The organism is Bacillus sp. FSL K6-2869, from assembly GCF_040869405.1.
Lineage (GTDB): Bacteria > Bacillota > Bacilli > Bacillales > Bacillaceae > Bacillus > Bacillus altitudinis.
Genome location: NZ_CP152035.1, coordinates 1364984 through 1390364, shown reverse-complemented (window position 1 = coordinate 1390364; position 25381 = coordinate 1364984). Strand labels below are relative to the sequence as shown.

The 25381-nt window shown below is 40.0% G+C and carries 27 protein-coding genes; 5 read left to right on the top strand and 22 right to left on the bottom strand.

All coding sequences use genetic code 11. The annotated features are described in order from the left end of the window. Positions 1 to 41: 41 nt before the first annotated feature. The 8 genes from MHI58_RS07100 to fadH form a co-directional block, all read right to left on the bottom strand. A complete protein-coding gene (locus MHI58_RS07100; protein ID WP_039168691.1) occupies positions 42 to 923 on the bottom strand; it encodes a LysR family transcriptional regulator in 882 nt (293 codons plus the stop codon). A gap of 96 nt (positions 924 to 1019) precedes the next feature. After that, positions 1020 to 1463, bottom strand: coding sequence for a cyclic-di-AMP-binding protein CbpB (cbpB, locus tag MHI58_RS07095; RefSeq protein ID WP_007498671.1), 444 nt, complete (start codon positions 1461 to 1463; stop codon positions 1020 to 1022). Between the two features lie 146 nt (positions 1464 to 1609). Further along, positions 1610 to 1801, bottom strand: coding sequence for an antirepressor AbbA (gene abbA, locus MHI58_RS07090; protein WP_008347999.1), 192 nt, complete (start codon positions 1799 to 1801; stop codon positions 1610 to 1612). Between the two features lie 149 nt (positions 1802 to 1950). Beyond that, on the bottom strand, positions 1951 to 2466 hold the full coding sequence (locus MHI58_RS07085) for a ribonuclease H-like YkuK family protein (RefSeq protein ID WP_024719568.1): 516 nt from the start codon (positions 2464 to 2466) through the stop codon (positions 1951 to 1953). Between the two features lie 139 nt (positions 2467 to 2605). Continuing rightward, entirely contained in the window at positions 2606 to 2848 is a 243-nt protein-coding gene (locus MHI58_RS07080; protein ID WP_003212254.1) for a YkuJ family protein, read from the bottom strand. A 184-nt stretch (positions 2849 to 3032) separates the two neighbouring features. Beyond that, the gene (locus MHI58_RS07075) at positions 3033 to 3929 is read right to left on the bottom strand and encodes a manganese catalase family protein (protein ID WP_019743902.1); all 897 of its coding nucleotides are present in this window, start codon (positions 3927 to 3929) and stop codon (positions 3033 to 3035) included. 260 nt (positions 3930 to 4189) lie between these two features. Next, positions 4190 to 5410 (bottom strand): EAL-associated domain-containing protein, encoded by a 1221-nt coding sequence (locus MHI58_RS07070; protein WP_045034295.1) that lies wholly within the window; start codon positions 5408 to 5410, stop codon positions 4190 to 4192. Between the two features lie 64 nt (positions 5411 to 5474). Continuing rightward, the gene (fadH, locus tag MHI58_RS07065; RefSeq protein WP_041507378.1) at positions 5475 to 6239 is read right to left on the bottom strand and encodes a 2,4-dienoyl-CoA reductase; all 765 of its coding nucleotides are present in this window, start codon (positions 6237 to 6239) and stop codon (positions 5475 to 5477) included. Positions 6240 to 6378: 139 nt separating this feature from the next. Between fadH and MHI58_RS07060 the strand changes: the two genes are divergently transcribed. The 3 genes from MHI58_RS07060 (at position 6379) to MHI58_RS07050 (ending at position 9241) form a co-directional block, all read left to right on the top strand. Then, the gene (locus MHI58_RS07060; protein WP_045034208.1) at positions 6379 to 7236 is read left to right on the top strand and encodes a metallophosphoesterase; all 858 of its coding nucleotides are present in this window, start codon (positions 6379 to 6381) and stop codon (positions 7234 to 7236) included. A gap of 156 nt (positions 7237 to 7392) precedes the next feature. Next, positions 7393 to 7890: a L,D-transpeptidase family protein gene (locus MHI58_RS07055; protein ID WP_008348009.1), complete on the top strand. Its 498-nt coding sequence runs from the start codon at positions 7393 to 7395 to the stop codon at positions 7888 to 7890. A gap of 73 nt (positions 7891 to 7963) precedes the next feature. Next, positions 7964 to 9241 carry an MFS transporter gene (locus MHI58_RS07050; RefSeq protein WP_008348012.1) on the top strand — a complete coding sequence of 426 codons (1278 nt, stop codon included), beginning with the start codon at positions 7964 to 7966 and terminating at the stop codon, positions 9239 to 9241. Between the two features lie 228 nt (positions 9242 to 9469). Here MHI58_RS07050 and MHI58_RS07045 read toward each other — a convergent pair whose 3' ends face one another. After that, a complete protein-coding gene (locus MHI58_RS07045) occupies positions 9470 to 9646 on the bottom strand; it encodes a hypothetical protein (protein WP_165783671.1) in 177 nt (58 codons plus the stop codon). Between the two features lie 167 nt (positions 9647 to 9813). Between MHI58_RS07045 and MHI58_RS07040 the strand changes: the two genes are divergently transcribed. Together MHI58_RS07040 and MHI58_RS07035 are read left to right on the top strand one after the other, a co-directional pair. Further along, a complete protein-coding gene (locus MHI58_RS07040; RefSeq protein ID WP_008348016.1) occupies positions 9814 to 10029 on the top strand; it encodes a hypothetical protein in 216 nt (71 codons plus the stop codon). A gap of 640 nt (positions 10030 to 10669) precedes the next feature. Beyond that, the gene (locus MHI58_RS07035; RefSeq protein WP_034325207.1) at positions 10670 to 10822 is read left to right on the top strand and encodes a hypothetical protein; all 153 of its coding nucleotides are present in this window, start codon (positions 10670 to 10672) and stop codon (positions 10820 to 10822) included. Between the two features lie 154 nt (positions 10823 to 10976). On the opposite strand, the gene MHI58_RS07030 is transcribed toward MHI58_RS07035, so the two are convergent. The 13 genes from MHI58_RS07030 to MHI58_RS06970 all read right to left on the bottom strand — a co-directional run bounded on the left by MHI58_RS07030 (position 10977) and on the right by MHI58_RS06970 (position 25337). Continuing rightward, positions 10977 to 12110: a RapH N-terminal domain-containing protein gene (locus MHI58_RS07030; protein WP_061418948.1), complete on the bottom strand. Its 1134-nt coding sequence runs from the start codon at positions 12108 to 12110 to the stop codon at positions 10977 to 10979. Between the two features lie 324 nt (positions 12111 to 12434). Beyond that, the gene (locus tag MHI58_RS07025) at positions 12435 to 13157 is read right to left on the bottom strand and encodes a hypothetical protein (protein WP_061418945.1); all 723 of its coding nucleotides are present in this window, start codon (positions 13155 to 13157) and stop codon (positions 12435 to 12437) included. A 308-nt stretch (positions 13158 to 13465) separates the two neighbouring features. After that, the gene (locus tag MHI58_RS07020; protein ID WP_061418942.1) at positions 13466 to 14266 is read right to left on the bottom strand and encodes an N-acetylmuramoyl-L-alanine amidase; all 801 of its coding nucleotides are present in this window, start codon (positions 14264 to 14266) and stop codon (positions 13466 to 13468) included. 60 nt (positions 14267 to 14326) lie between these two features. Then, positions 14327 to 14590, bottom strand: a complete 264-nt coding sequence (locus MHI58_RS07015; RefSeq protein ID WP_061418939.1) for a phage holin — start codon at positions 14588 to 14590, stop codon at positions 14327 to 14329. 20 nt (positions 14591 to 14610) lie between these two features. Then, positions 14611 to 14823: a BhlA/UviB family holin-like peptide gene (locus MHI58_RS07010; protein WP_034324986.1), complete on the bottom strand. Its 213-nt coding sequence runs from the start codon at positions 14821 to 14823 to the stop codon at positions 14611 to 14613. 33 nt (positions 14824 to 14856) lie between these two features. Continuing rightward, positions 14857 to 14997 (bottom strand): XkdX family protein, encoded by a 141-nt coding sequence (locus MHI58_RS07005; RefSeq protein WP_081105413.1) that lies wholly within the window; start codon positions 14995 to 14997, stop codon positions 14857 to 14859. Beyond that, positions 14994 to 15275 (bottom strand): hypothetical protein, encoded by a 282-nt coding sequence (locus tag MHI58_RS07000; protein ID WP_061418936.1) that lies wholly within the window; start codon positions 15273 to 15275, stop codon positions 14994 to 14996. The genes MHI58_RS07005 and MHI58_RS07000 overlap by 4 nt, the downstream gene beginning before the upstream one ends. A gap of 13 nt (positions 15276 to 15288) precedes the next feature. Then, positions 15289 to 16716: a BppU family phage baseplate upper protein gene (locus MHI58_RS06995; RefSeq protein ID WP_061418933.1), complete on the bottom strand. Its 1428-nt coding sequence runs from the start codon at positions 16714 to 16716 to the stop codon at positions 15289 to 15291. Then, positions 16697 to 16993: a hypothetical protein gene (locus tag MHI58_RS06990; protein WP_061418930.1), complete on the bottom strand. Its 297-nt coding sequence runs from the start codon at positions 16991 to 16993 to the stop codon at positions 16697 to 16699. Before MHI58_RS06990 ends, MHI58_RS06995 begins: the two co-directional genes overlap by 20 nt. Next, positions 16993 to 18897 carry a right-handed parallel beta-helix repeat-containing protein gene (locus tag MHI58_RS06985; protein ID WP_368004402.1) on the bottom strand — a complete coding sequence of 635 codons (1905 nt, stop codon included), beginning with the start codon at positions 18895 to 18897 and terminating at the stop codon, positions 16993 to 16995. Before MHI58_RS06985 ends, MHI58_RS06990 begins: the two co-directional genes overlap by 1 nt. A gap of 41 nt (positions 18898 to 18938) precedes the next feature. Continuing rightward, the gene (locus MHI58_RS06980; protein WP_061418924.1) at positions 18939 to 20840 is read right to left on the bottom strand and encodes a phage tail protein; all 1902 of its coding nucleotides are present in this window, start codon (positions 20838 to 20840) and stop codon (positions 18939 to 18941) included. Between the two features lie 10 nt (positions 20841 to 20850). Further along, positions 20851 to 21678, bottom strand: coding sequence for a phage tail domain-containing protein (locus MHI58_RS06975; protein ID WP_061418921.1), 828 nt, complete (start codon positions 21676 to 21678; stop codon positions 20851 to 20853). Then, positions 21675 to 25337: a phage tail tape measure protein gene (locus MHI58_RS06970; protein WP_061418918.1), complete on the bottom strand. Its 3663-nt coding sequence runs from the start codon at positions 25335 to 25337 to the stop codon at positions 21675 to 21677. Before MHI58_RS06970 ends, MHI58_RS06975 begins: the two co-directional genes overlap by 4 nt. Between the last annotated feature and the right edge of the window lie 44 nt (positions 25338 to 25381).

The window sequence follows — 25381 nt, the reverse complement described above, 5'->3', positions numbered from 1 at the left end:
AAACCACTTATCCTAAAAAGCACCTCCTCTTCCATAAGTACTTACACTGCCTCACTTTCAAGCATTTCTTTCACCACACCAACAAATGCTTGAACTTGTTTTAACTGAAAAGAGGCTTCATATCCTAACAGCCACGTGTCACGTCCGATTTGCTCTCCATTTGCGTCTACGAGCGGGGTTTTGTGTACACTTTTCTCATGATCATATAAGGTGACCGAAGGCAAAATGGCGTAGCCGATACCGTGATAGGCCATTTGTTTACATGTCTCAATCTGGTCCACAAGAATCGTCTGTTTTGGCGACACTTTAAACTTTTGATGCCACCAGTGCTGAATTTCTTGATAATAGGTGCTATCACTTTTAAATTGAATAAACGGGCGTTCTGTCTCAATTAACTCATCCACGTCCTTGATGACAGAATCGACTAAATATAAATGATCGGTCATTAAGTATTCCTTTGTGCCCTTCCAATCAGGATTCCCGCGAATGATGCCAATATGGACATGGTCTTCATACAGACTTTTAAGCATCTCACTGCTCCAGCCTGTCACAAGAGATACTTTGGCATTTGGGTATTTCTCGACATACCGCTTCAGCACCTTTGGCAGCCAGTGCTGACCAATAATGGACGCAACTGCAAGCTTGAGTGTACCGTGAATTTCTCCTTCAAGCTCATCAATTCTCTCTCGCACTCGATCCTGCTCAGTCGTGACCTCTTTGGCGAATTGAATAATCTGTTCGCCAGCTGAAGTGACTGTCAAGCCTTTTTGTGAACGAAAAAAGATTTTGGTTCCCCACTCTTTTTCAATCGTTTGCAGTCTTTGAGATAAGGCAGGCTGAGAGACAAAGAGCCGCTCTGAAGCCTTTCTCATATTCAATTCCTCACTAAGTACAACAAGCATATGTAACTCTTGAAGCTGCATGGGCGCCCTCCTTCTCTTGATAAGTTTTTCTTATTTTATATAGTCATTATATAAATAATAGCTTATGAAGGCAAAAAAAATAAGCTGGGCTACAGCTCATTTTTTTGCGGAATGAATGACTTCATTTAAGCGCTTTAATACAACACGCCGAGTGAAAATTCCTTCGAATACTTGCTCTTCATTTTCCACACAAACAAATCCATTATTCGTCACAGCGTGAACGCCTTTTAAAACAGGATCCGTCGTTTTCAGTCTTGGAATATCTGATAGCATGACCTCTTCTACCTTCAATTGGTCGAGCTTTTCAAATTCAATTCGTTCTAAGCCAAAGATTTTATCCATGATCATATTTGTTCCAATTAACCCATGAAGGTGATAAGAAGCATCCAGAACAGGTATGGCTGTATATCCTGTTTTTGTCAGGACCAATAGGGCGTGCTCAAGATTATTTCCAATTTGAACGTGTGCCACTTTATCTGCATCAATCATATGCTCAGCTACTGTTGACTCAAGTAATTGAGCCGGTTCTATCTCTATCATGTTTCTTCGACCCCTTTTCTCTCAATCATCAATCATACATTCCCCTTTAATATTAAGCATAAACTAAAACGAATTTTGTCGAAAGATTTTTTTCTGCATAAAAAAGATACTCAGCGTAGAGTATCTAATAGAATGTTCAATCGATATTAATTCTCAAACCTCACTCTGTCATACAATGTGATCAATTTCTTATACGTATTGTCGTCGACATTTTTTGTTCCACATTCTATATCATTGATCTCACTGCTTAGTAATTCGACAGCATATTCCTGATTCAGTAATACGTTTAATAATAGCTTTTTCTCTTCTTCATTAAAACGATTTTCGATGACGCTCATTCAACATCAGGCCCCCTGTTTCATATATGCTTTTATATTGATTAGCAGGCGTTTGAATGTCTGCTTCCTCTCTATACAGCTAGAATAAGGAACTAGAATCGAATCGTCAACCGCACGTTTCGACAACGTTTGGAGAAAAATGACGGAATTTATTTTGTGTATCGATTGGCGTAGCAAAATGCTGCGTATGAGTCGGGTTTTATTTTTGCTTCAATTCCCATGGCTGTGATCATTCCGGTCATTTCCTGGATCAGCTCTTTTGTACTTCCTTTTTTGCCAATATCTAGATGGACTTCAAAACGAAGGTCTGCCCCTTCCTCAGCAAACGGAAGAAGCAAATCCATCAGTTCTGTTAAAGGTCCCTCAAGGATGTCTGCACATACCTTTTGGCTAAACGCTGTCTCTAATGAAATTTTTTCTCTAAGACTTTGTACAGGCCGATTCAACACTTGCTGCGTGAGACAGCCCCAAGCTCCTTTGCCGATCCGGTGAAGATGAATTGCAGTCATAAATCTTGTGACATTCTGATTGACCTGAGAGTCCGTACCAATTGATAGTACATAAACAGATCTCGGGTCTTTTTGAATAAAGTCTTTCATTCTCATGACAACATCAGAAAACGCTAAATGCTCTTCAGAAAGATTAAAGAAAAAAGAATCACTCACAGAAAGGAACTCCTTTTTAATGGTCTCTTATCCGAATATTGCACTGAATGATCATCTTCCATTAGTTCATCACTTATGAATTGTATGCTTCCGCAATCAACGAAGGAATTCTTAGAAAAAACATTTCATACGATTCAGCTTAGGATTGTAGAAGCTCAAAAATCTCAATCGAAATCATATCAATGTTGTCAAATGGGAAAGTGTTTGGCTTATCCCCTTGTTGAAAAACAGTCAATTCAAACGTTTGATTCTTTTCGAAATACTTAACACTACAGATTTTCTCACCGTTCACTTCGAAATAACGCTGTGCCGGCTCGTTTGCAGCTTCTGCTGTCTCTTGAAGACTTTGCAGCCTTGTAATGATACCCATTAATTGTGACATTCTAAAAAAAGACTCCTTTCAAAAAAACAACTCAAGATGAACCCGTATTGATTATACACAAGTCCTACAAAGCATCATACCATAAAGTGTTCTCAGATGATATTTTTCCTCTTGAATTCAAAAAAAGAAAAAGAATCTGTTTTTTTATTTTGAGTCTTTTTTCTTTTCTCATGCATCTTGTTTTTTATAAACCGGCCGATCTCATCAGGCGTTTCGCAATTTCGTCAAAATCTTCTTTTGAAATACCTGGAGCAAACTCTTCCGGCAAATCTCTATAATCTGGCACGGGTGCACCTTTTGGCGTGCCCTCAATAACTGTCAGCGGCTTTCCATCAATCGGATGGTTTCCTTTCCAAATTTGATTGATATCCTTATAATCCGTATCACTAAATGTATACAGTTTTGTATGAATATTCTGATCTTCAAACTTTCTTGCAGAGTCAAAGTATTTATTGTCGAGATTTGGAATTGGCAGCATCTTCCCAACATCTACCCCTGTCGCTACCTCAAGGGCTTTTGCATACGCCACAACATGAACGCCGCCTCTGACAAGTAAATAACCGATCATTTCTCTTGCCGTAGGGTGATCCGTCATTTCATATACGCGCATTTTATGCGTACGAGCTCCGCACTCTAGGAAGAAGTTATGAAGAAGATCCAGAATCAGATTACCACTTGAGAACACATTCTCACCTGTCCACGGCTTTGCCATGGAGTCAAACGGATAGCCTGTTTGTGCCGTTTGGATAAAATGCTGCGTATTTCGTTTATCAACAGCCGCTTTCATTGGGGTCGTATCTGGATCGCCCCCATGGGTGGTTCCCGTAATCATGAGATTGACTGCAGTTGTCACAAGCTCTACATGACCGAATTCTTCAGCTGTAATACTTGATACAAGATCATAAAATGGTTTGAGCTTTCGTTTCCCTCTAAAGTTAAACGATTGAAACATGTAGTTATTTAATGTGGACATTTCACCAAATTTTCCGCCGAGTAATTCTTGCACAGCCGCTGCACCATTTGCATCTGGGTGATCTGGCATTGGTAAATCAATCAGCAGCCGCTTGTCACGTTTGATCATGACTTTTCCCTCCTACTGTCTAACTATCATCATTTAAGGTGTATGGATGAATTGGGATGTCCTATGCATGAAGGGAATGATTGGCGCACAAAAAAAACTTGGCGGGGGTAGCGCCAAGTTTTTTGGATCTTGATCTGATAGAGGGGTTGGGGAACAGAGAGTAGCTTCTCTCTATAACTAAATGATAATGATTATCAGTTTCATTGTCAACCATTTTTTCTACCTTTTTTCTAATAAAAAAACAGCCATGACGGCTGCTTTTAAATTAATCCTTCCTGCTCATACAGATAAGCATACGGAAGATCTACAAACAAATACACGTCTCCCTCTAACGGATAAGAAAACGTACGTATTCGTTCTCCAGTTTCTAAATCACTGTAGATATCGCTGAAAAATCCTTTTCCGCTAATTCTCATTTGAAGAATATTTGCTAGAAAATAAGGGCGCCAGCTCCAGTTTTTCTCTATATACTCTGGCTGAAACAGCCATTCTTTCTCTTTCTTAAATACGTTTCCAGTGATTTGAAACCCTTCTTCATTACACATATAAATGCGAAAGCTGCAATCGGTTAGTTCAAGTGCCAGCTTTTGTATAAGTTCATCATTTGTGCTGCATGATTTTTTTAACGTACTGACGGCTTGATGAATTCGCTTATAAAAGGTTTCAGAATGTTCATAGACAGCTTGGAGTTTCTTTTTCTCATGGGCAATGAATTGTTGAAATTCTTCTTTAAGCTGCTCTTTTCGTTTGTTACGGTCAATTAATTCTGCCGCAGGCTCGTGAAGGTAGAAGCCTTGAAAATATCTTCCGCCATTTCTCCATGCATACTGCAGCTGAAAATTCGCTTCAATGTCTTCATAGATTAAAGCCGCTCCTATTTTTCTTGCAAGAAGTGAAATGCTGTATAACACATATTCATAGGAAGGAGATGGAGACGAAGCTCTTAAAGCCTGAAGATCTATTTTTAATAGATCAGGTGAAAGCAGAGCAATCCGGTCAAGATTGCTGCTTTCTTTTCCTATATTAGATACGGCGATTTTGATCCCATATGTACGATAATACGTTAACGTATGGTAAAGCTGTTCAATGTCGCCGCTAAACGTATGTTCAGTAATTTCAATGACAAACCGGTTAAGCTGAATACCCCTTGCTTCATATTCTTTTAAAAGTTCTAAAAAACTTTCGCCATGATCAAGCATGAGGACATTCGCATCATGATTAATAAAGATGAGCAAATCTTCATCTGCGGTCGTGAAGAGATCAAGCGCTTGACTTAATACTTTGTGATCTACTTCCAATTTATATTCGTCAGGAATAGATGAATCCGTAAAGAAGGAGCCTAGACTAACTGTTCCCGACTCAAGCTTCATTCTTCCAAGAATCTCATAGCCTATCACTTTTTGTTCCTCCGCACTGAAGATCGCTTGATAGTGCGGGAAAACATCTTCAATATTCGTTAAAATATCCAATGGATCGACCATTTTCATCACCTGCTTCTCTCTTTGTGTGATTATACCATATCAAAAGCAGGTCTTACACGGTCATTCAAAATGGTGATTGGTTGAGCCATTGCCCCCCATCCATCGTGATACAATCTCCATTCATATAAGATGCATGCTCAGATAATAAGAAACTCGCAAGTTCTGCAATTTCTTCTGGTGTGCCAAGTCTACCGAGCGGAACACTATCTAATGTTCTTTGGGCAGCCTCTTCTGATTCCCACAGTTTATCTGCACCACCTGTTCTTTCAATGGGCCCCGGCGCAATGGCATTTACGCGAATCCGATATTGCTTTCCCCATTCGACTGCAAGCGTTCGGGTAAGTGATAGTACGCCTGCTTTTGCGGCTGCTGAATGCGCTACACCAACACCAGCCCCCCATGCATATGTGGCGACCATGTTGATCATACTTCCGCTTTTCTTTTGACGAATCCAATAGTTGCCCACTGCATGGCTGCAAAAAAAGGTGCCATTTAGCACAATATCAATGACCGCTTTCCAGCCGTTAGGAGACAGTTTTTCTGCTGGAACTAAAAAGTTGCCTGCCGCGTTATTAATAAGTGCATCCACATCACCAAATGTATCTACCGCAAACTTCACCATTTGATCAGCATCTTCTGGATGTCGCACGTCCATTGGAAAATAAGCGATCGAACCACCTTGCTGTTTGATTTCATTTGCCGTTGTTTCAAGGGTCTCTTCTGTTCTTCCAGTAATCACAACATTCCAGCCCCCGAGTGCCAAATGAGTCGCCATCGCCTTTCCCATTCCGCTTGATCCTCCTGTGACAATCACTGTTTGCTTCGTCATTTGTTCTCCCCCTTTGTGTGTTTTGAATGACTATTCATTCATTATCCATCTATCATATCATGATTTCCCCTCCATACACCATATGGGAGATTCATCAAAAATCATGCTATACTTAATTTTATTTTTAAAGGAGTCTTATATGAAGCAACTTTCCCGTAGGCAGTTTTTAAAAGGAGCAGCTGGTGCGAGTATTCTCGGACTTTTGGCGACCACATCCGGTTATGGCTATGCTCGGTACATTGAGCCGCGCATGATCGACACCGTATCACTCACCATTCATGATGCTCAGCTACCGGCTTCTTTTGACCAGTTTAAAATTGCGCAATTTAGTGACGTTCATTTAAGTGATACATTTTCGGAAAAAGATTTAGAGACTGTTGTCCAAAAGATCAACGCCGCATCTCCCGATCTCATTGTGTTTACAGGTGATCTTGTTGATTTTGAATCATCGATTAAAGAACATGAAAAAGCCAAAGCCTCTTTGTCTAAGCTTGATGCTCCGTTTGGAAAGTTTGCCATATGCGGAAATCATGACTACGGACCATTTGGCATTGATGTATATGAAGAAACGATGAAAGCTTGCGGTTTTACATTATGTAAAAATGAAGTGTTTCACTTAGAAAAAGAAGGCGGACGGATACAGATTGCTACACTAGATGATCTCATGATGAGTATGCCTGATTACCATTTCATCAAACGAGAAGTCTCTTCTGATCTCTTTACGTTATTGCTTGTGCATGAGCCTGATGCCGCACTAGAACTTGAAACAACACCTATTAACTTGCAGCTTTCTGGGCATACGCATGGCGGTCAAATACAGCTTCCTTTCTATGGACCGATTCTCACAGCACCTTTTGGGCGTACATATGTCGAAGGCTTATACGGTAGCTATCAGCACCGTATCTATGTCAACCGCGGGCTTGGGACAACTAGACTGCCGCTTCGGTTTTTAGCCAAACCTGAAATCACTTTTTTCACCTTAACATCTCACGTGTAAAGAGAAGCCAAATCACCTTTTCCTGCATATGTATAAACAAAGATCATTCTCATGACAAATGTTAGGAGAAACCTTACTGGGCCTGATCCCGTCCATATAGTATATGTGAGGCGGGGATCACGGCTTCTTTTATTTGAGTAAAAGGAGTGTCCTTACGTGCTGCGATACACGGTAAAAAGTGGAGAAACACTTGCTTCTATAGCACTTGATTTTCGAACAACGACAGATGCTTTAAAGGCTGCAAATCCGTCACTTCAAGCCCGCGAGCCAGAACAAAATGAAGTCATCATCATCCCTGGGTTACCGGATCCTAACACGATCCCTTACCGCATATCTGTGTCAATTTCAGCGAAACGTCTCGTGCTGTTTTCTGGATCACAGCTCTTGCGCTCATACCCGATTGCAACCGGCAGAATATTAAACATGACACCAACAGGTTCTTATTATATTGTCAACAGACAGCCAAACCCAGGAGGTCCCTTTGGCGCCTATTGGCTGAGCCTTTCAAAAGTTCATTACGGCATCCATGGAACGAATAACCCGTCTTCAATTGGTAAAGCTGTGTCTAGAGGGTGCATTCGCATGTATAATCAGAATGTTATCGAACTTGCTTCAATTGTTCCAAATGGAACACCTGTGACCATTAGCCAGTAGGAGAAATCAATTGTACGAATGGTTAAAATTTTATATGATAGAAAGTGGGATCTTCAGGTTAAGGAGCGTATTTATGGATATTTTTAAAAACAGAAATTTTGTTCGTCTCTTTTTTGCAGCACTTGCCTCGCAAATGGGGACAACAGTAGGCAATATGGCGTTTGCCTTTTATTTGCTCGACCATTTTAGTCATCAGCCCGCTTACGCCACTTTAGCAGAGCTAATGTATTCACTGCCTACGATCTTTGTCTTTTTTATGGTCGGTGTGGTCGCAGACCGTTTTGATCGTAAAAAAGTCGCAGAGAATTGTGATTGGATACGAGCTGGGCTGACGATCGTTTTATTTATCGTCATTTATTTTAATTCACTGCCGCTTATTTTCTTGATCTTGTTTATACGAAGTGCCATTACGAAGTTCTTCTATCCAGCTGAAGCCTCTCTCGTTCAGGCCATTTTAAATAAAGATCAATATGCAAAAGCTGCAGGTTTAAATCAGATGCTGTTTAGTTTGTTTATGGTATTTGGTGTTGGTATTGGTGCCATTATGTATAAAACGATTGGACTTCACGGTGCCATTACCATTGATTTGGTCAGTTTTATTATTTCCGGTATTCTCATTCGATCATGCAATATTCCAATTGAAGCACGACAGCCTAATGGACAAGCAGGCTGGAAAGGCATGACCGTTAAAACGTCTCTAAAAGATTTTAAAGAAGGCATTCTCTATATTTTAAAAAATAAATTATTGGCTTCTTTAATTTTTGGCTTTTTTGTTTTTGGTCTTGTGAATGGCGCATTTGCCGTTCTTCCGATGTTTACAATGAAATACGGTCTTTCACCGGACCATTTTGAACTGCATACATCCTTTTTTACGATCGCAATCGGTGCCGGACTTCTAGTTGGAAGCTTACTTGGCTCTATTCTTGCGAAAAAGGTTAAGATGCAATATCTCATGTCGATTCCAATTCTAGTTGCAGGTATTTTAATTTTTGTCCTTGGTTCTACCCATACATTATGGTTATTTTATGTCACATCATTTGTCATTGGTACATGTATTGGTCCAGTCAACATTGTCATTGGAGGCTGGCTCCCAAGAATTGTTCACCCTCGTCTGATGGGACGCGTATCAGGGTGGGTTGATCCGCTCACCATGTTTGCCCAATCAATGACGCTAGGTTTAATTGCCGTGTTATTTCCAAAGCTCATCACCAATGTTTCTTACATTTATTACGGAATGGGTATTATTATTTTACTCGTCTTCCTTTTTTACTTCATTACACTGCCAAAGTTCAGCAGAGAAGCTGCTGACTTAGATGTACAGCGTGAATTAAAAGGTCAGGGAGTACAATAGATGAAGCAAAAAGGGCTAAAATAATGTTTATTTTAGCCCTTTTTCTTCTTTTCAGCGTGATAGAAAACCTTTGAAGTCTAGGAAGGACGAGTACTGGCGCGGAGCGAATTTGTCATTCGTGAGCATCAGCACACAGGACTGACAAAGAATGCGAGGGTTTGTCTACACGTTGAGGACTTTCTTCTATAGAAAGTCCTTTTTTCATGTAAGTATCAAGATAAACGACGATTATTTTTTCTGCTCATCGAAATGATTTGAAGCAAAATGAACGATTCTATCGACTGTATAAATGCTAATAAATAAGATGAGAAAAAGAAGAAGAGGATGAATCGGCCGATCATCTATCACGTACACAATGCATCCAACGACAAAAGCGACCAATAAAGGCGTTAAAATATCTTTCAATCTAAACCGTCCTTTCTGTTCTCATTGACTTTGATCTTCATATTTTATAACACATTTCCCTTTTTATGAAATAAAAGGAATGTGCATAAAATTGCAATAATTTTAATAAAAAACCTTTACATTATTGGAAGTTTTATAGTAGGATAGTCAGGTTGGAGGTGAGGGGTATGCTAAAAAGCTATTATTTTATTCATACAAAAAATGATCAAGGACAATACGTTGTACATACAGAAGACTGCGCATTTTTAGGTGATGCAGCAAGCCGTACGTTGATTGGTCTACACATGAACAGTGAAAGCGCCATGGATGAAGCCAAAAAAATGACGAGTGAAACTGATTTTAACGGCTGTTTTTACTGTGCTTATTCTAGCCATACGAAATAGTCCATGTTTTTAAACCATATGTTCGACTTTGATTGTCTTGCATATGGTAGATTTTACACGATGAACCATCTATACATTGATAAACTACCCATTGATTCAAATAGGTAGTTATCTTGTTATGATAGTTCACTTTGTATACATTTCACTACATCCTCTAACGATCGAAAACAAACGATCCTTTAACTTATACACCCCTACTGCATCTTTTACCAATGATCATCCAATTTCTACCACTTGAATATTTAACATAATGGTATGCTTTTCATCTAAAACAGCGAGACATTCATCATAAAAGTGATAGAAAGATGTGTCGACCTCTTCAAATTTCAGCAAAGTTTCAACATCATGATTTTTGGCTATTTTAAATAATAACCATGTAATCTTATTGCTTTTTACAATAAGTCTATTTGCAATTTACTAATAATAATCCAACACATTACCAAACGTACGTTCTAAGTAAATTAAAGTATTGATATGACTGACTTTCTCCTAATTCACAAAAATTCCACCTTCTTAAAGTCAACTATATGATAGTATTCTTTTGGGGGAAGTTTGGGGGAAGTTTGGGGGAAGTTTGGGGGAAGTTTGGGGGAAGTTTGGGGAGTTTTTTTATAATGGACAGACGTAAAAGGAGCTTAAAATGAACATAAACAAAATAAGATCATTCCTTTATAAAACATCAAAATACTTGGGTGATGTCAATGCCGTTCAAAAAGGCACTATAGGTAAGCGTATCATGCGACGTGCTGCGGGTAAAGCATCCGGCAAGCTAATGAAAAAGATATTCAAATAAAAAAGAAGCCCCCGAAAAGGGCTTTTTTTAATGAAATTTATCATAACCGATACTTGATGTGTGTCCTCTGATAGCTTCTTCATGGTTTTGTGAAAAGGCGAAATAACCAAGCGTGCTCAAAGTGCCAATAATGATGAGGGTTGCTACTACTGACTTAAATTTCATAAAGGCAATCGCTCCTTTTAATTAATTGTTGGAAGTAAAGAACCTTCTCATAGAAGTTCGACGCCTTGTCTTTATCTCCTACCGATTTATATTTCCTTGCTGCATCTTTCGATAATTCTTCAAGAATTGCATACATTCCCCGATCGGTTAAATATTCGGTATCACTCAACACTTTATCATAATCATCTTTGACATAAAGGGCCTTATAAAAAGTGAACACTTTAAGCATCACGTCATCATTTAATTTTTCAGCCAGTTCTATTCCCTGGTTAAGGGCATATAACCCTAAATCGTTTTCCTTCTCATGAAAATACGACCTTACAAGCACGCTTAATGGATCAAGTATTCTGTTAAAATGCTCATATCCTCGCTCTTTAAAAGCGTTGATTGAATCATTTAAGTATTTTATTGAAGCAACAATTTCATCATTGTGGAAATAGCTTAACGCCAAATTATAAAGCGCTGATCCTACTAATCTTTTAGTGTCGCTTTCCGTTGCTTTTTCTAGTGCGTGTTCAAAATGAGGCTTTGCTTTTTCGGGGCAACCCATATCAATATAGTTTAATCCAATGACAAAGGAACATTGTATCTGTCTAACAGTATAAGTTTCTTTTTCTCGATAACATTCTATTGCTTGGGCTATATGGTGCATGGACATGTGGTTTTGTTTCATGTGGTAATAGATTTCAGCCATCTTGTAATTAAACTCGGCACGTTCAATATCATCACTTACAAGAGATAGCTTTTTTTCTGCTCGTTTGTAGAAGGTAATTGCGTTGAGGTATTCATAGTTTTCAAATTCGTACATGCCGTAGAAAAAGTTAAAATAATAATCTAGCAAGCCTGTTAATTTCTCTTGATCCTTTTTTATTTTCATTGCTAGTTCTCTAAAGTTGGCACGCTCTTTCCCATTTTCCAATGGATTCAAATAATCCAACATTAATTTATGTCGGAACTCCATGAGTGAGAAATATAATAATAAATCCTGGTTTTCTTCCATATCATCGAGCAAAGATTTTATTTCTTCTTTATATGCTTCGGCGTCCGGTACGTTAAATCTTTGAATATGGTAATACCATTCATTGATTTTCATACCGACATGAGAAGAAAGAACTTTCTCCATAAGACCCTACCCCTTCCTTGCTATTCCCTATAATGACATATATTATCATTTTCTGAATAATTCCACACCGAAAAGAAACCGCAAAAGTTAGGATGTTTGATATGGTAAAGCCTTATTCGGAGCAATTTTGACTAACTAATATAAAAAAAGAGCCTAATTAAAATAAACGGCTCTTTTTTAAGTCATCAGCTATTAGATGTTTTCGTGTTCTTTCTTTTAATAAAATAAATTACTGCTGCGATTATGACTACAGGTATAACCACAAATAGACTAACCCCAATAATCGTATTCCAAGGCATATTTACTATCTCCTTTCATAAAGATTTAATGCCATTTAGACCATGTTTTAGAAGCTACATCATACGCATTGTTTGACTTCGTCACCACAGATGCTTTTGTCCACATAGTTGTATATGCTGGAATAATAGAATTGTAACGGTGTGTTTTATCCATTGCATATCTTTTGGCATTAGCAACCTTTTTATGACTCACTTTTCCACCATATACTTTACCGATAGATGGAAAGCCTCCACCCCACCCTATAATACCGAATGAATCATGATACGTTTTAAGGGAGACTTGTTTTAGTTTTCCACTGTTTCGAGTCGCTATTATATTCCCGCGATACGATGATGTACCTGCAAGGAATGCAATATTTTGATACATTGTACCTTTTACAGTCACTTTTGTTCCATATTTCTTTTTAGAAACAGTGAAACTTTTTGATGATTTAATCCCTTTAGTGGAAATTTCTTCGTTTTGTTCCTGACGTTCAACAACTGCTTGAGTTAATAAAAATAAGGTATCTTCTTTTGATAAAACATCACCTTCATCATAACCCTCACTAATTGCTGTCTTTTGATCAATAATATCTTCTTCACTTAGAGCCTTGTAATTTTCTATGTCTTCATTTGTTACAATATCCGTTGCTTTTTCAAACGTTAAATACTGATCGTTAGTTTCTTCTGCGGTTGCTACAATGGGTGTGATCGCAAACAATAATAGGACAGCAACAAAGATTTTCAAACTTGTTATAAATCTCTTCATTTTGTTTCCCCTTTGAATTGTATTATTAAAAAATTACGACCTAGACTCGTAATTTGATAATCAACACTTTAACGATCTTTCAAGTGTTAATTATAGAATATTATGGTATTGAATACAATATATTACTTAGATCGAATTAACCAAAAGGGATTTAAACAAATACATAAAATATATATGGGAATATGTATGTTTTTTTATAGGTGCAAATGCTTTAGGATATTTAACTATACTTCAGAAAGTTTACTTATTCGATGTTACTAATCAACATACAAAAAAATCCCCCATCCTAAAAAGGACAGGGGTTTTACTCATTTTAATGCTTTTTCGAGCTTTGCTTTAGTCTTCGGACCATAGATGCCGTCGGCGGCAAGACCGTGCATCAATTGGAATCGCTTGACCGCATCCGCTGTTTTCGGTCCATAATATCCGTCAATCCCGTTGTTTTTTGCCTTTTTATCCGGGTAGTAGTAAACCGCCGCTAGGGCTTCTTGTACGGCTTTTACTGCTGATCCCTTTGTAAGAGGGTTTGTAACTTTTAAAATGCCAGTAGGCAGGTTGTATGACTTTTTAGCAGGCTTGGAAGCTGCTGTTTTGGATGGTGCTGCTGTTGTTGGTTTAACAGTCGGCTTTTTATTTGTGTGAGCAACGGCGATCCCGGCTTTGAAGCTGTCCCAACGATTAAGCAGCTTGCGGGGACATTCTTTCCCGCTCCAATGCTTATGCGGCACAACGTTTGCTAATGGAATCCCTTGATCCTGCATTAACTGGCGAATTAACCATTGAGCATTTTCGACCGCCTTCTCAAAATTGCCGTCTGCATTTTCACAAATTTCAATGCCGATCGACTTCATATTGCCCGTTCCTCTGCCGTCTCCTGCGTGCCAACCGTTTTCGTTTAACGGTAAATGCTGATAGATCACATTTTCGTCTACAGTGTAGTGCCAGCTCACCGCCGTGGATGAGCGTTTCACAAAATTAGCGTGACTTGCTGCGTCTGCGCCCTTTGACGTATTGGCTGTGTTATGAACTGTAATATATAAAGGCTTCATATAGTTGCCTGGTCGATTTTTATTCCCTTTTGAAATGAAGTCTTGAATGATTTTTACCATTGTTCATCTACTCCTTAAAATTGTTTTTTAGTATTTAAAAAAGCCGCCTGGGGCAGCTCTTTATTTTGTTAATCCTTTTTGTTGCAGCGCTTCTTTTTGGGCTTTCCCTCGACTTGTCACATAGTTGTTTTTGTACCATGCGACAAGGGTTGTTACTAACGTAAAGACCATTGAGAAGGCAAGATATAAAGTTTCTGTTAATGTGTTTACCTGGTCCTCACTGATCGGCAAAACAGGTTTGCCAAACATAATTAACGCCTGGTTGATTAGTGCAATAAAAAGAAGCACTGTGCGAACGACCGTGCCTTTGTCAAAGTTTTTCATATTAATTTCCTCTTTTCGTTTTATTTTTGGTTTCTTTCGATACGATCCAATTTCTCGATTACCACGTCATATTTCTCACTGAATTTTGCTAGTACGTCATTTTGTGCGTCAATTTGTTCGTTTAGCTTGTTCTCACGCTCTTTAGTTGTATTGAGGACATAAAACAACACCCAACAAAAAAGAACCGCAAACGGTCCTTGTGTCATCAAATACTGCGCCAAATCCATTTCCACCATACTCACCTACTCCCGCCATAAAAAATAAGCCTATACCTCGTACGGCTCACCTGTGATCTGCTCATATTGTTCGGGGGTGATTCTCCCCGCTGCTACTGTGTTATATACCATTTCTTTTGACCATAATTCACGATCATAAAAACCTTTGATTCTTTCAAACCAAATATTCATGATGCTTCACCTACCGCAAGCAAGTAATAAAGTTCGGCTATTTCTTTTTGCATGATCTCCATTTCTGACGGCTGCGGCTTTGGCTGCAAGCTCTCTATATACTCTTTAGAAGCTGATTCAAACCACATCTTTTTCTTTGGATCAAATTTCGCTTTATATAGCCCTTCTTCCGGCGGCACGTCAGTATAACCACTCGGAATTTCTTCATCTTCTGTTATTTTCAAATCTCCCCCAATAACATAGATAAAATTCTCATCATATTGAAAAATAGGTATCATATAAAACGCCTCCTTAAACCTTAAATGAAAAGTTAACCACGATAAACTCGGTGTTACTTGAAGTTGTCTGAATACAAAAGCGCCCATCAGTTGCAATGTACTGGCGGCATATTTGTGGACCGCTTGCTCCGCCTGTGCTAGAGGCTAAACCAACGTTATATAAAGGTGTTGATGGTCTATACCCTTCATCTAACACAAATGCCGCCACGTCGCCTAGCGTTCCCCCTGCTATTGCTCCGGTAATGTGTACCCAGCCAAATGCATCCTTTGTGTAACGAACCCGATAATCATTATTGACTTCACTTTTATAGGTTTTCCAACCGTTCACAATGGTCGGATATTCCCATTTACTGTTTGCGTCAGTATCTGTTAGCATTCGTTTCCAACCTTTGAAAGAACCATCAGTATGAATTGTCCCAAACCAATGTGTATTATCAGCGCTACGGATGACATGAAAGTTTTTCCTAATACCTGTTGTAAATACATCAACGTTAAACCAAGATGTATCATTTGTGGTTGGAAGATTCGTAAAATATTGACCTGCGCCATAATAGAAACCGGGAGGTAACTCGAACAAATTAGTACCTCCGATTGTGGTTGGCACTGCTTGCCTAAAACCCGCATCAGTAGTCAATTTATACATCTGTGCTTTTTTGGATAACTCGTCTGTGTATGATTTTGCGTCACTCAAAGCTTTATTAGCTTTAGTTTGAGCGCCGGAAGTTGTTTCTTTTGCGTCCCACGCTTTTTGTTTATCTTCGGTCACATGTATTTTTTGATCTGTTGCATGATCGTCCGTATATTTTTTAGCTGCTGCAAGGGCTTTGTCTACTTTATCTTGTGCGCCTTGTTTGGTTTCAAGCGCTTCGAGATCGTCAAGTTTCTCTTTCATTTTGTCGAGCTGCTCTTGAAGCTCTTTCGTGATCTCGTCAATGTTTCCTTGCATATCGTCAGTTCGCTTTTGTATGTCGGCTTCAAGCTCCGCTGCCATACGTTCAATTTGTTTTTTCAACGATTGAAAATCATCAATATAAAACTCCGCTGCCGGGGCAATGTCCTGGTCAATTAAATTTCGTTGTATATCGAAAGTAAATTCGTGAATGGACAAGGCTTGCCCGTTCCGATAATACAAGTTTAATGACGCTTGGACCTTGCCGTATAGCTTGATTTCGTCATTATCTAAGACGTATTCAGCTATTCCCTCAACCTTGTCTATAAGAGTGATATTCCGAATGTTTTTCGATCCATTTGCAAATTTTAGTACGAGTTTTCCGTCAACCGCTGACAACGGAAGTGGCACACCATCTTTACGCATTTGAAAGACTAACTTTGCTGTGCCTATGTCCTGGGTCGAAAAAACAATTTTTGAATCGTACACGCTTTGATCATAGGCGTCAACCACGAAAGGCAGCACGCCATTTTTAAATAACTGATTGGTCATGTTTTTCCACCTTTTCTTTTTCCTCTAGCTGCTGTACTTTTTCATTAAGTTCCTTGATAGTATTTTTCATTTCTTCAATATCGCTAGGGTTTGTTGTTTGCTCTACAGGAAAATCAACCTTTTGACCTTCTGAATCTTCCAAGTAAACATTTTCAAAGTTTACACCCTCAAGACGAATTATTTTTTCCCCTTCGCTGTTGTAGCCCGTGATCGACTCATTTTTTGATAGAATGACAGAATCAACCTCTATTTTTTCATTTCCCATAACTAAAAACATCATGCCACATCCTTTGCGTCTGTGATTGTGTCCGGCGCATTATCAACAATGCCGCCTATGGTCCAATCTCCCCGGCAAACATTTCCGTATCTAACAACTCTTTTCGCTGAATCAGTAATATAAATACCCGCCCTTGCTAGGTTACTAAGGGAAGATAACGACCTACATGTGTTTCCTGCAAGTAAAATGTCACGTGCGCCATTTGCGATCCGTATCGCTTCGTATTCACCATGCTTGTTGTAGCCTGCACCAGTGACTAAATTGCCTGTTATGGATGCAATTAAAACGCCCGACTGTTCAATACCATAGCGTCCAGGACGTCGGATATTATTTCCGTTAATCACTAGAAGGGTAGACTCTCCAAACGCTGCAATTCCGTCCCGACCGATAAAGCTGATCTGATTATCTCCTACGTTGACACCTACACAATCATTCATTCTCACCCCGTCACCGGAAGTATTAGATAATTGATTGGCAACAACAACGCCATTTCTAACAGAATCTAATCTAATTGCCGCTTGATTCGGTCCATCTACTCCGTCGATAATATTTCCAACAATATTCACGTTTCTTACAAAACCATCTTCACCGATCCCACGTACATAAATCCCTTCATTGGCACGTGTTTTCAAAATGGTGTTATTGGAAATAACCACATGATATAACTTTTGTGATTTTGAAAGCTGTTCAAATTTATCGTTCTTTGTATGTGCGGGGTTGGTTGGATCAATGGCGCTTACAGTAATGCCAAAACGACAATTACGAAGCGTATTCTCGGTGATAGTTGTATTCAACCAGTTATATCCACGCACTGCCCATCCATCAATATCATCAAACGTACAATTGCGAACCGTAATATTTTCGTGCCAATAATCAATTGTGGACGAATGAGAACCGACGCCTCTTGTCCATGCTTGCGTACCAGCTGTGCCGGATGCCCCAAAATAACAATTATCAATTAAACCATCTTTACAGACAGTAAAATCATAAGCACCAAAAGCGCCGAATACTTCTTTTCTTTGTGCTAAATCTATTTGAATTGCCTCGGAGAAGTACCTTGTTCCATCAGGATCAACAAACCCGATAAATTTTGAATCAACAATTTTGAAATGACGACATGCGTTAAATTCTACAGCGTGATAACTTTGCACGTCTTTAAACGTCGCTTCTTTAATCAAAATATTACTGGCGTGTCCGAATGAAAAACAGTTACTTCGCATTGAAATTTTTGTTCCTCGGCAATCCCATAAGCCGCCTTCAATTACAATATTTCCGTTTCCGTTGTAAGCATAGTATTCAGTCGATCCATCACCATTTGTCATCATATATCTACCATAATAATTTAAAAGGGTCGCACCTCTTGCACTTACTAACGTATTTCCCCAATTGATCAATGGCGCACCTAATTTATAAGTGCCTGGGGGAATATATACCCTTACGCTTTTACCGCCTTTCGCACGATCAAGTGCAGCTTGTATACTTGGGGCAGAATCCTTTTTCCCTGTCGGATCAGCTCCAAGTAAAATAACATTTATATCCGGCAAAAAATCAAAGCGTTTATACACTTGATCAAAGTCATATTCAAGCCGATCATTCAAAGTCGGGTGAATGGTCGCATCAAGTGAAACCCTTCCGTCCACAACCTCTTTTATATCGTTGCCGTCATGATTGACAATTAGATTAACAAGTCGTGACCAATAACTATTGAGCCAATGTGCGACGCTTTTCCCTCTGTGGATGATGCTTGCCGCTTCGTGGGCTTTATCGCTTGCTTTATGTTCTTTGATTTCTATGTCCAGTTGATTCAAAGCGTTTTCCGTGGACCTTGCGTTTTGCGATAGGTTATCTTCAAACTCTGCATTCTTGCCAATTTTAAAGACTTTCAATAAATTAAACCTTCCCATTCTATCAGCTCCTTCCATAAAAAATAGCCAACGGTTTCCCGTCAGCTATCTAAGTAAAATGAAATGTTAATTTGTGCGCCGTTTGGTAAATCGGCAGCCGTTGGGCTGATCCTTTGCCCACCTTTAGCAAGCATAATATTCATGCCGCTTGGGTTGGTCGTATCAACGGTTGCGCCTGCCGTAATCCCTTTTAAACTTAAATCAAAATCAACTCCCGCCCTGGGACTTTTCGGTTTTATGTCAATTCCTATATCAATATCAATGGTATTCCCTATCTCGTCAATTTCCGCACCGTCAACGCTGCTATCATCAATTGACCAGGTTTTCGTAACACTTGAATATGACAAACTCAAATCCTGGGAAACCTTCATATTGATATTATTCAATTGGCTTTGCGTGCTGCTTGCTATGCTCTTTTGAGCCTCAAGCATTTCGGCTATCTCTTTCTTGATTAAATCCCGCTGCTTTTTCATTGCGACGGTCTGCTCTAGTTGATAGTCAATAATGTCTTTACGATAATTCGTCAGCGTGACAGACGGCTTTAAGTCCAAATTAAGAGGGTTGTATTTGATCTCCTGTACCCTTACCTCTCCTTCAAACAGGATGCCGTAAGCTGTATCGGCAATGACTGGAATAATAGCTCCTTTGGAAATATTGTCCTCAATCGCTTCGAGCTTCGGATCATACACTTTTTCAAAATCCAATTCTATTGTTAATTTTGGATAAGGATCAATTTTCCCTTTCAGAAGTTTTTCCATGTCTTCTTTTTTTGAAATGGAATCCTCGTAAATTGTTTCTGCTACTCTCGGGCGACCGTCTACAAGAAATAGTTTTTCGTCGGGGTGAATATATGTCACAGGTGGGAACATGTACTTTTCATCATTTTTAAAGGTCCGATAAAGACCAATAAAATTCCCGTTAGGCACGCTCACCCGGAAACCCGTTTTCATTTTTTTCGTGTTCGGGTTTTTGCTATCTTTTCCTTTGAATGTAGCAACGACTGTATGCTCTTTATCCTCAAGACCTCGGATCACGTCAACCGTTTCAACCACATGACTTTCTTTGCCTGTGTCTTTATACGTGCTGAATGTTTTGTTTGTCTTTTTATCTATGTTGAATGTGATTTTCCCGCCTAATTTCTCTTTGATCAGCTTCACGCTGAAGCCTGTTCCTTTGAATTTAAAAGAGAACGTTTGTCCAACATCCTCCGCATACATGGCGTTTAAATCACTGTTTGTTTTCCATTTCCCCGATTTACTATCATAGCCTTTAGTTTCCTCACTTGCTGTGTCCTTTTCTTCTTTTACCTTGCCATAACCCTTTATCCGGGTGAAAGATTCCGACAAGCTGCTTTTAACACTAATCGTATTCATATTCGCCCTGGTATCTAATTTGTAATTGATCCGCTTTTTAATTTCTTTATACACGTAAATATGATCGTTGTTTACATCAAGTTCAACAACAAAAGCCGATATAAGATCGTTCATCAGCTCTAACGACTTCTTCTTGCCGAATCCTTCTAGTTTGGCTTTCAAGCCTTTAGCATCCGGCATGATGGTATATGAAAAGCCGCTCCCTTTTAAAGCGTGTTTAAGCGCTGTGTCTATGTCTATTTCTCCGTTTATTTCTTCGTCAACTTGATTAAATGTCAGACGAACAATATACATATGATCAGCCGCCACATTTCGGAATGACACACCGTTTTCTGTACGCTTTTCATCCTCGACAATAATGTACCGCTGCGCTTTATGCTCGATCTCATCTATAAGCAAAATGTTGTCATTTACAAGCATATCGAAAGCAAGTTCAGTCTCGGGTATTTGCAAACATTGAAATGACAATTGCTTTGTGCCGTCTAATTTATCCGAGACTTCGGGTTCTACGTGTTCCAAAGGTACTTTATTTGTTGGATCGTGCTTTGACTGTACAAATAATTGATTCATCACATGTCACCTACTTATAGTAAAAGCGCAAGACAAATCGTATATCAATACTGGATGCGCCTTCGATCTCAAATGGATTAAAGCCAGGGCGCAAGCTCGGAAAGCGCCCGGTCGTGTCCGCCATTTTCCCATCAATCATGACATATTGTCTTGTGATAATGATTTTTTGCTTTTTGGAAACTGATCCCCTTATCGTTAACGCCTCTTTCGTGGCATCATTGCGTATCTTCACGTCCTTACCTGTTAAATACATTGTGACGCTATAATCAAAGTCAATAGGATCAATTGTCACATCAGAAGCGTTGTAGACTTTGAACGTCTTGGACGTGAAACGGTATTTCAGATCATCTTGACTCGGCAAATTCATCCCGAGATAAAAATACTCTCCGTTCAAATTCAAGGGCTTTTCAGTATTAAAGACGGTTTCTCCAAGCCCTAGCCCTGCGGTAAATTCCACATCAACTTCTTTATAATTTTTCCCGTCATCTTTTTCGATTTCGATTTCATCATCACACGTCACCAGGTAGCGTATGCCAGGAGAAAAAGAACAACTAATGTAATAGGGTTCTTCTCTTACTAGCTCCCTTGTGAGCGCCGCCCTGTATCTATTAAACTGATCCGTGCTTTTTGCTTTAATATAAAATCGTGCTTTGATTTTTCTTTCTTTGAAACGGACTTTTTTCGACGTTTGTTTTAATCCTGGTCTATTTGCCACTACTGCCGTTTGACGTTCGATAGAAGCCGACACAGGCGTAAATTTTACGCAACGTAAAAAGGGAAGGCGCTTGCTGATCAATTGAAGCCCTTCCCCGTAATCCGTATAAAATTCATAGCTCAAGTCGCAAACCCTCCCCTACGCTGCCTATTTTTGAGTAAATCCATATTGTACTTGTTTAGTCCCTCAACATTAATCGTGGTGTCTTTCATGGCGATCTGTGTCAACAAGCCGATCATTTGATCAAACTTGTTTTCTAGCTGCTTAATAGCCTCGGCACTATCATTTTGAACAATAACATTTGTTGATCCTTGCCCTGGCTGCTCGGGCTGATAGCCAACCATTCGATTAGCTTGAGCAAGCACCTGCATAGCTCTGTTTCTTCTGAATTGCCTTAAAGGTAAAATCATTTCCCCTTTGTGGACCTCTGCCGTATGATTTCGGGTAATGATACCGCCTTTATCATAGCCAATGTACTTGCCGCCTTTTCTCATGTTGACTAAACCAGGATGCTTGTTGATTCCGCCATACCGACTATTCAAATAGTTGATAGCCGCGAGAACCTGGTGAACAGGGTTTTTAATATTTCCGTAACCTGGTTCTTTGTTTGCTGCAAAGGTAGACGGAATGAATTGCATAAGCCCCTGGGACGGATGCCCCGCTTTTGCGTTGCTGTCCCAATTGTTTACGACTGTAGGGTTTCCGCCCGACTCTTTCATAGCGATTGTTTCAAGCGCTTTTGAAAAAGATGGGGAAATTCCTTTAATTGCAATAGCTTGAGCAACCCACTTTTTTACTGCTGCGCTGCCTCCCTCACCAGGAACAAAACCAAAGTCTTTAATCTTGTTTTTAATAAAGGAAACCGCTTTGTCCTTGATAAAAGAAAAGCTGCCTTTGACGATCTGACCAAAGCCCCCTGCCATGCTCGGGGTCGTGATCCCCATTTTTTGAAGTAATGTATTCAGTAGCTTGCTAGGCTTTGTAATGAAGTCAGACACATCAAGTACCAGGTCTTTCACTTTACCGAAAAGACTAGAAATGAAATTACCGCCATTGCCTGTACCATCTTTGTAAAATGGCACGTCATCAAACAATGCTTTCGTTTTAGGTCCCGATAATACCTCGGTTCCTTTTGGAAGGTTCATCATTGTGTCAGTTGAAGGAGACAGCCCCATTTGACCGCCAGGCGTGATAAACAGTTCTTGCATTCCTCCGTCGCCTAGAATGGCGGGTCCTCCTGGATGACCGCCTGTCCCTTTTGCATATTTCGGCGGTGTCCATTCCGGTATTTGATTTTCTTTAGGCACGCCCACTTTACCAAGAACCCAGTTAACGCCACCGATAACACCATTCACAACAAAGGAAAGTTTGTCATTCATTTTATTTGCTAATGCCTTGACGCCTTTTAGCGCCTCCCATGCCATGTTTTTAATTCCATTACCGATTTTACCCGGCAATTTTTTGGCTGCGTCTACAATGTCCCAAAAACGTTTGACCATGCCATCTTTCATGCTTGTTGCAATTGAAACGGCTTTGTCTTTAAGCCAAGTGACCATTTTCCCGGTGTTTGCAGCACCATTTTTAAAGAAGCCGACAATGCTAGACCACATTTTCGGGAAGATGCCTAATAGCCCTTTCCCTAGTGATTTCGCAATCCCGAGAATCTTTCCGAAAAAGGACAACTGAACAAAATTCCATATCGCTTTAATCGAGCCGAAAAACACATCTTTAATGCCTTCCCACATCTTGCCAAAGTCTCCCGTTAGCAAACCCGAGAAGAATTTTATGACGCCTTGTATCACTTGCATTGCGCCCATGACAACCCCTTTAATGTTGCCCCAAACGCTTTTGATAATGGCAATAATTGCGGGCATGACAAATTGAACAACGGACCATATATTTTGTAAGGCTTGTGTAATGACACCGCCGTTTTCTTTCCAAAATGTTCCCCACACTGCGGCAAGCTGTCCGATAAATGACAAGATGCCGCCCAGGGCTTGTTTTACAATTGGCGCCATTGTAACAAATACATTCATCAAAATGCCGCCTATTGCCTGGAAAGTCGGCTGCATACTCTTAAATGAATTTTTAATAGTATCTATTACGCCTTTCACTGTATCAGTGGTGCTGACAATCATATCAACCACGCCAGGCGGGAAAAGCTGCGATAATATGCCGTACCCTTCTAAGCGTTCAGCGCTTCCCTCACCTTGCAATATGCCCCAAATACCCGCCATTGCCTGTTTTACTGTATTGCCAGCGCTGGACATTTGTTTCATGATCGGATCAGCAATATTAAATGCCTTCTCAAGAAATGTAGCTGCTGCGCCTCCTATTGGCTCTAGTGCTGATAGCGCTTGACGCCCAATCTTTTTAAAGCGTGTGCCTAGATTATCTTGCAATGCCGCCCCTGCTTCGTCAGCTTTGCCCTTTACGTCACCGATTTTCCCATCAATGCCGCCCAAGGCATACATGGCGTCAGCCTCTAAGTCCTCCCATTTTGTCCCGAAAAGAGCCACGCCGATATTGTTAGCGTCCACCTGGTCTTTCATGCCTTTCAACTCTTTTAAAACGGCATTTGAAACATCTTTAACAGTTCCTTTACCTTTCAAGAAATTTTCCCATATCTTTTGAGTTGGTTTGGACAAATCCATCATGGCGGCATTGGTAGATTTTGAACCGTCTTTGACTCGAATTTGAAACTCTTTCATAACGTCGTTGACGTAATCCAGGTTGTATACGCCCGCTTTTGTTCCATTGACCAGTAATTGAAAATATTCTTGTGCTGAATAACCCATTTTCCCGAATAACGTTGAATACTCGGACAGGTTATCGAACATTTCGTTTGAAAAATTCAATCCGTTTTGCGCTCCATATGTCATGAGATCGAACGCATCACTCACAGACACTCCAAAACCTTTCATAATGTTGTTTCCTGCTCTCGCAACTTCGTTTACCTCGGAATCAAAAGCATCAGCAAGAACCAGGGCTTTTTTGGTTACGTCAGTAAGGTCCTTGTCTGCAATAGTTCGGATATTTTGTTTAATTTGAAACAGACCATTCCTGGCATCATCCAAATTCTCTCCGAATCCTTGTGACCACACGTCTTTTGCTATTCCTGTGAGCTTTTTGGCTTCATCACCCGTCAAACCTAGCTGCGCTCTTAAACGCCCTTGTGACGCTTGTATATCAGCCGTCATTTTTGCACCAAGCGTGCCAACGGCTGCCGTTAATGCTCCAATGGCTGCCGTACCCGCCACCGCTGCCGTAGCAAATCCGCCCTTTAAGATGCTTGAGAGTTTGGAAACCTCTTTCCCCGCTGCCGTTACATCATTAGATACATTTTGATGACTGCTTGCTAAATCGTCGGCACTGTTTGCTGCTTCTGATTCGGCACGTTCAAGCCGTTCAACCTGGCTTTGTGCAAGCCTTAAAGCGTTTTGCATATTGCGATAACTTGTTATTTGAGAGTTTAAGCGTTGTGCGTATTTCTGCGCCTGGGTTGATCCCTCGCCGTATTGCTCCACTTGCTTTTCATATGCTTGTCTATAGGAATCTACAATTCTTTCTTGAATCTTCAATTGATCCGACAAACCCGACACCTTACTTTTACTTTCGCCGAGCTTGTCATCCAATGCTTTAAATTCGGCTGCGGTTGCTTTGGTTGCGGACTGTGCCGTTTTAAGCTGCTGCCTCAAGGCTGTGACGCCTTTGTCAAACCCCGTGCTATCTAACGTCGTGTTAACGACTAATGAACCTATCGGACGCCCTTCCGTAGCCATATGGTTTACCTCCTTTCCTTAAAAATTCAAAAATAAAAGAAGGC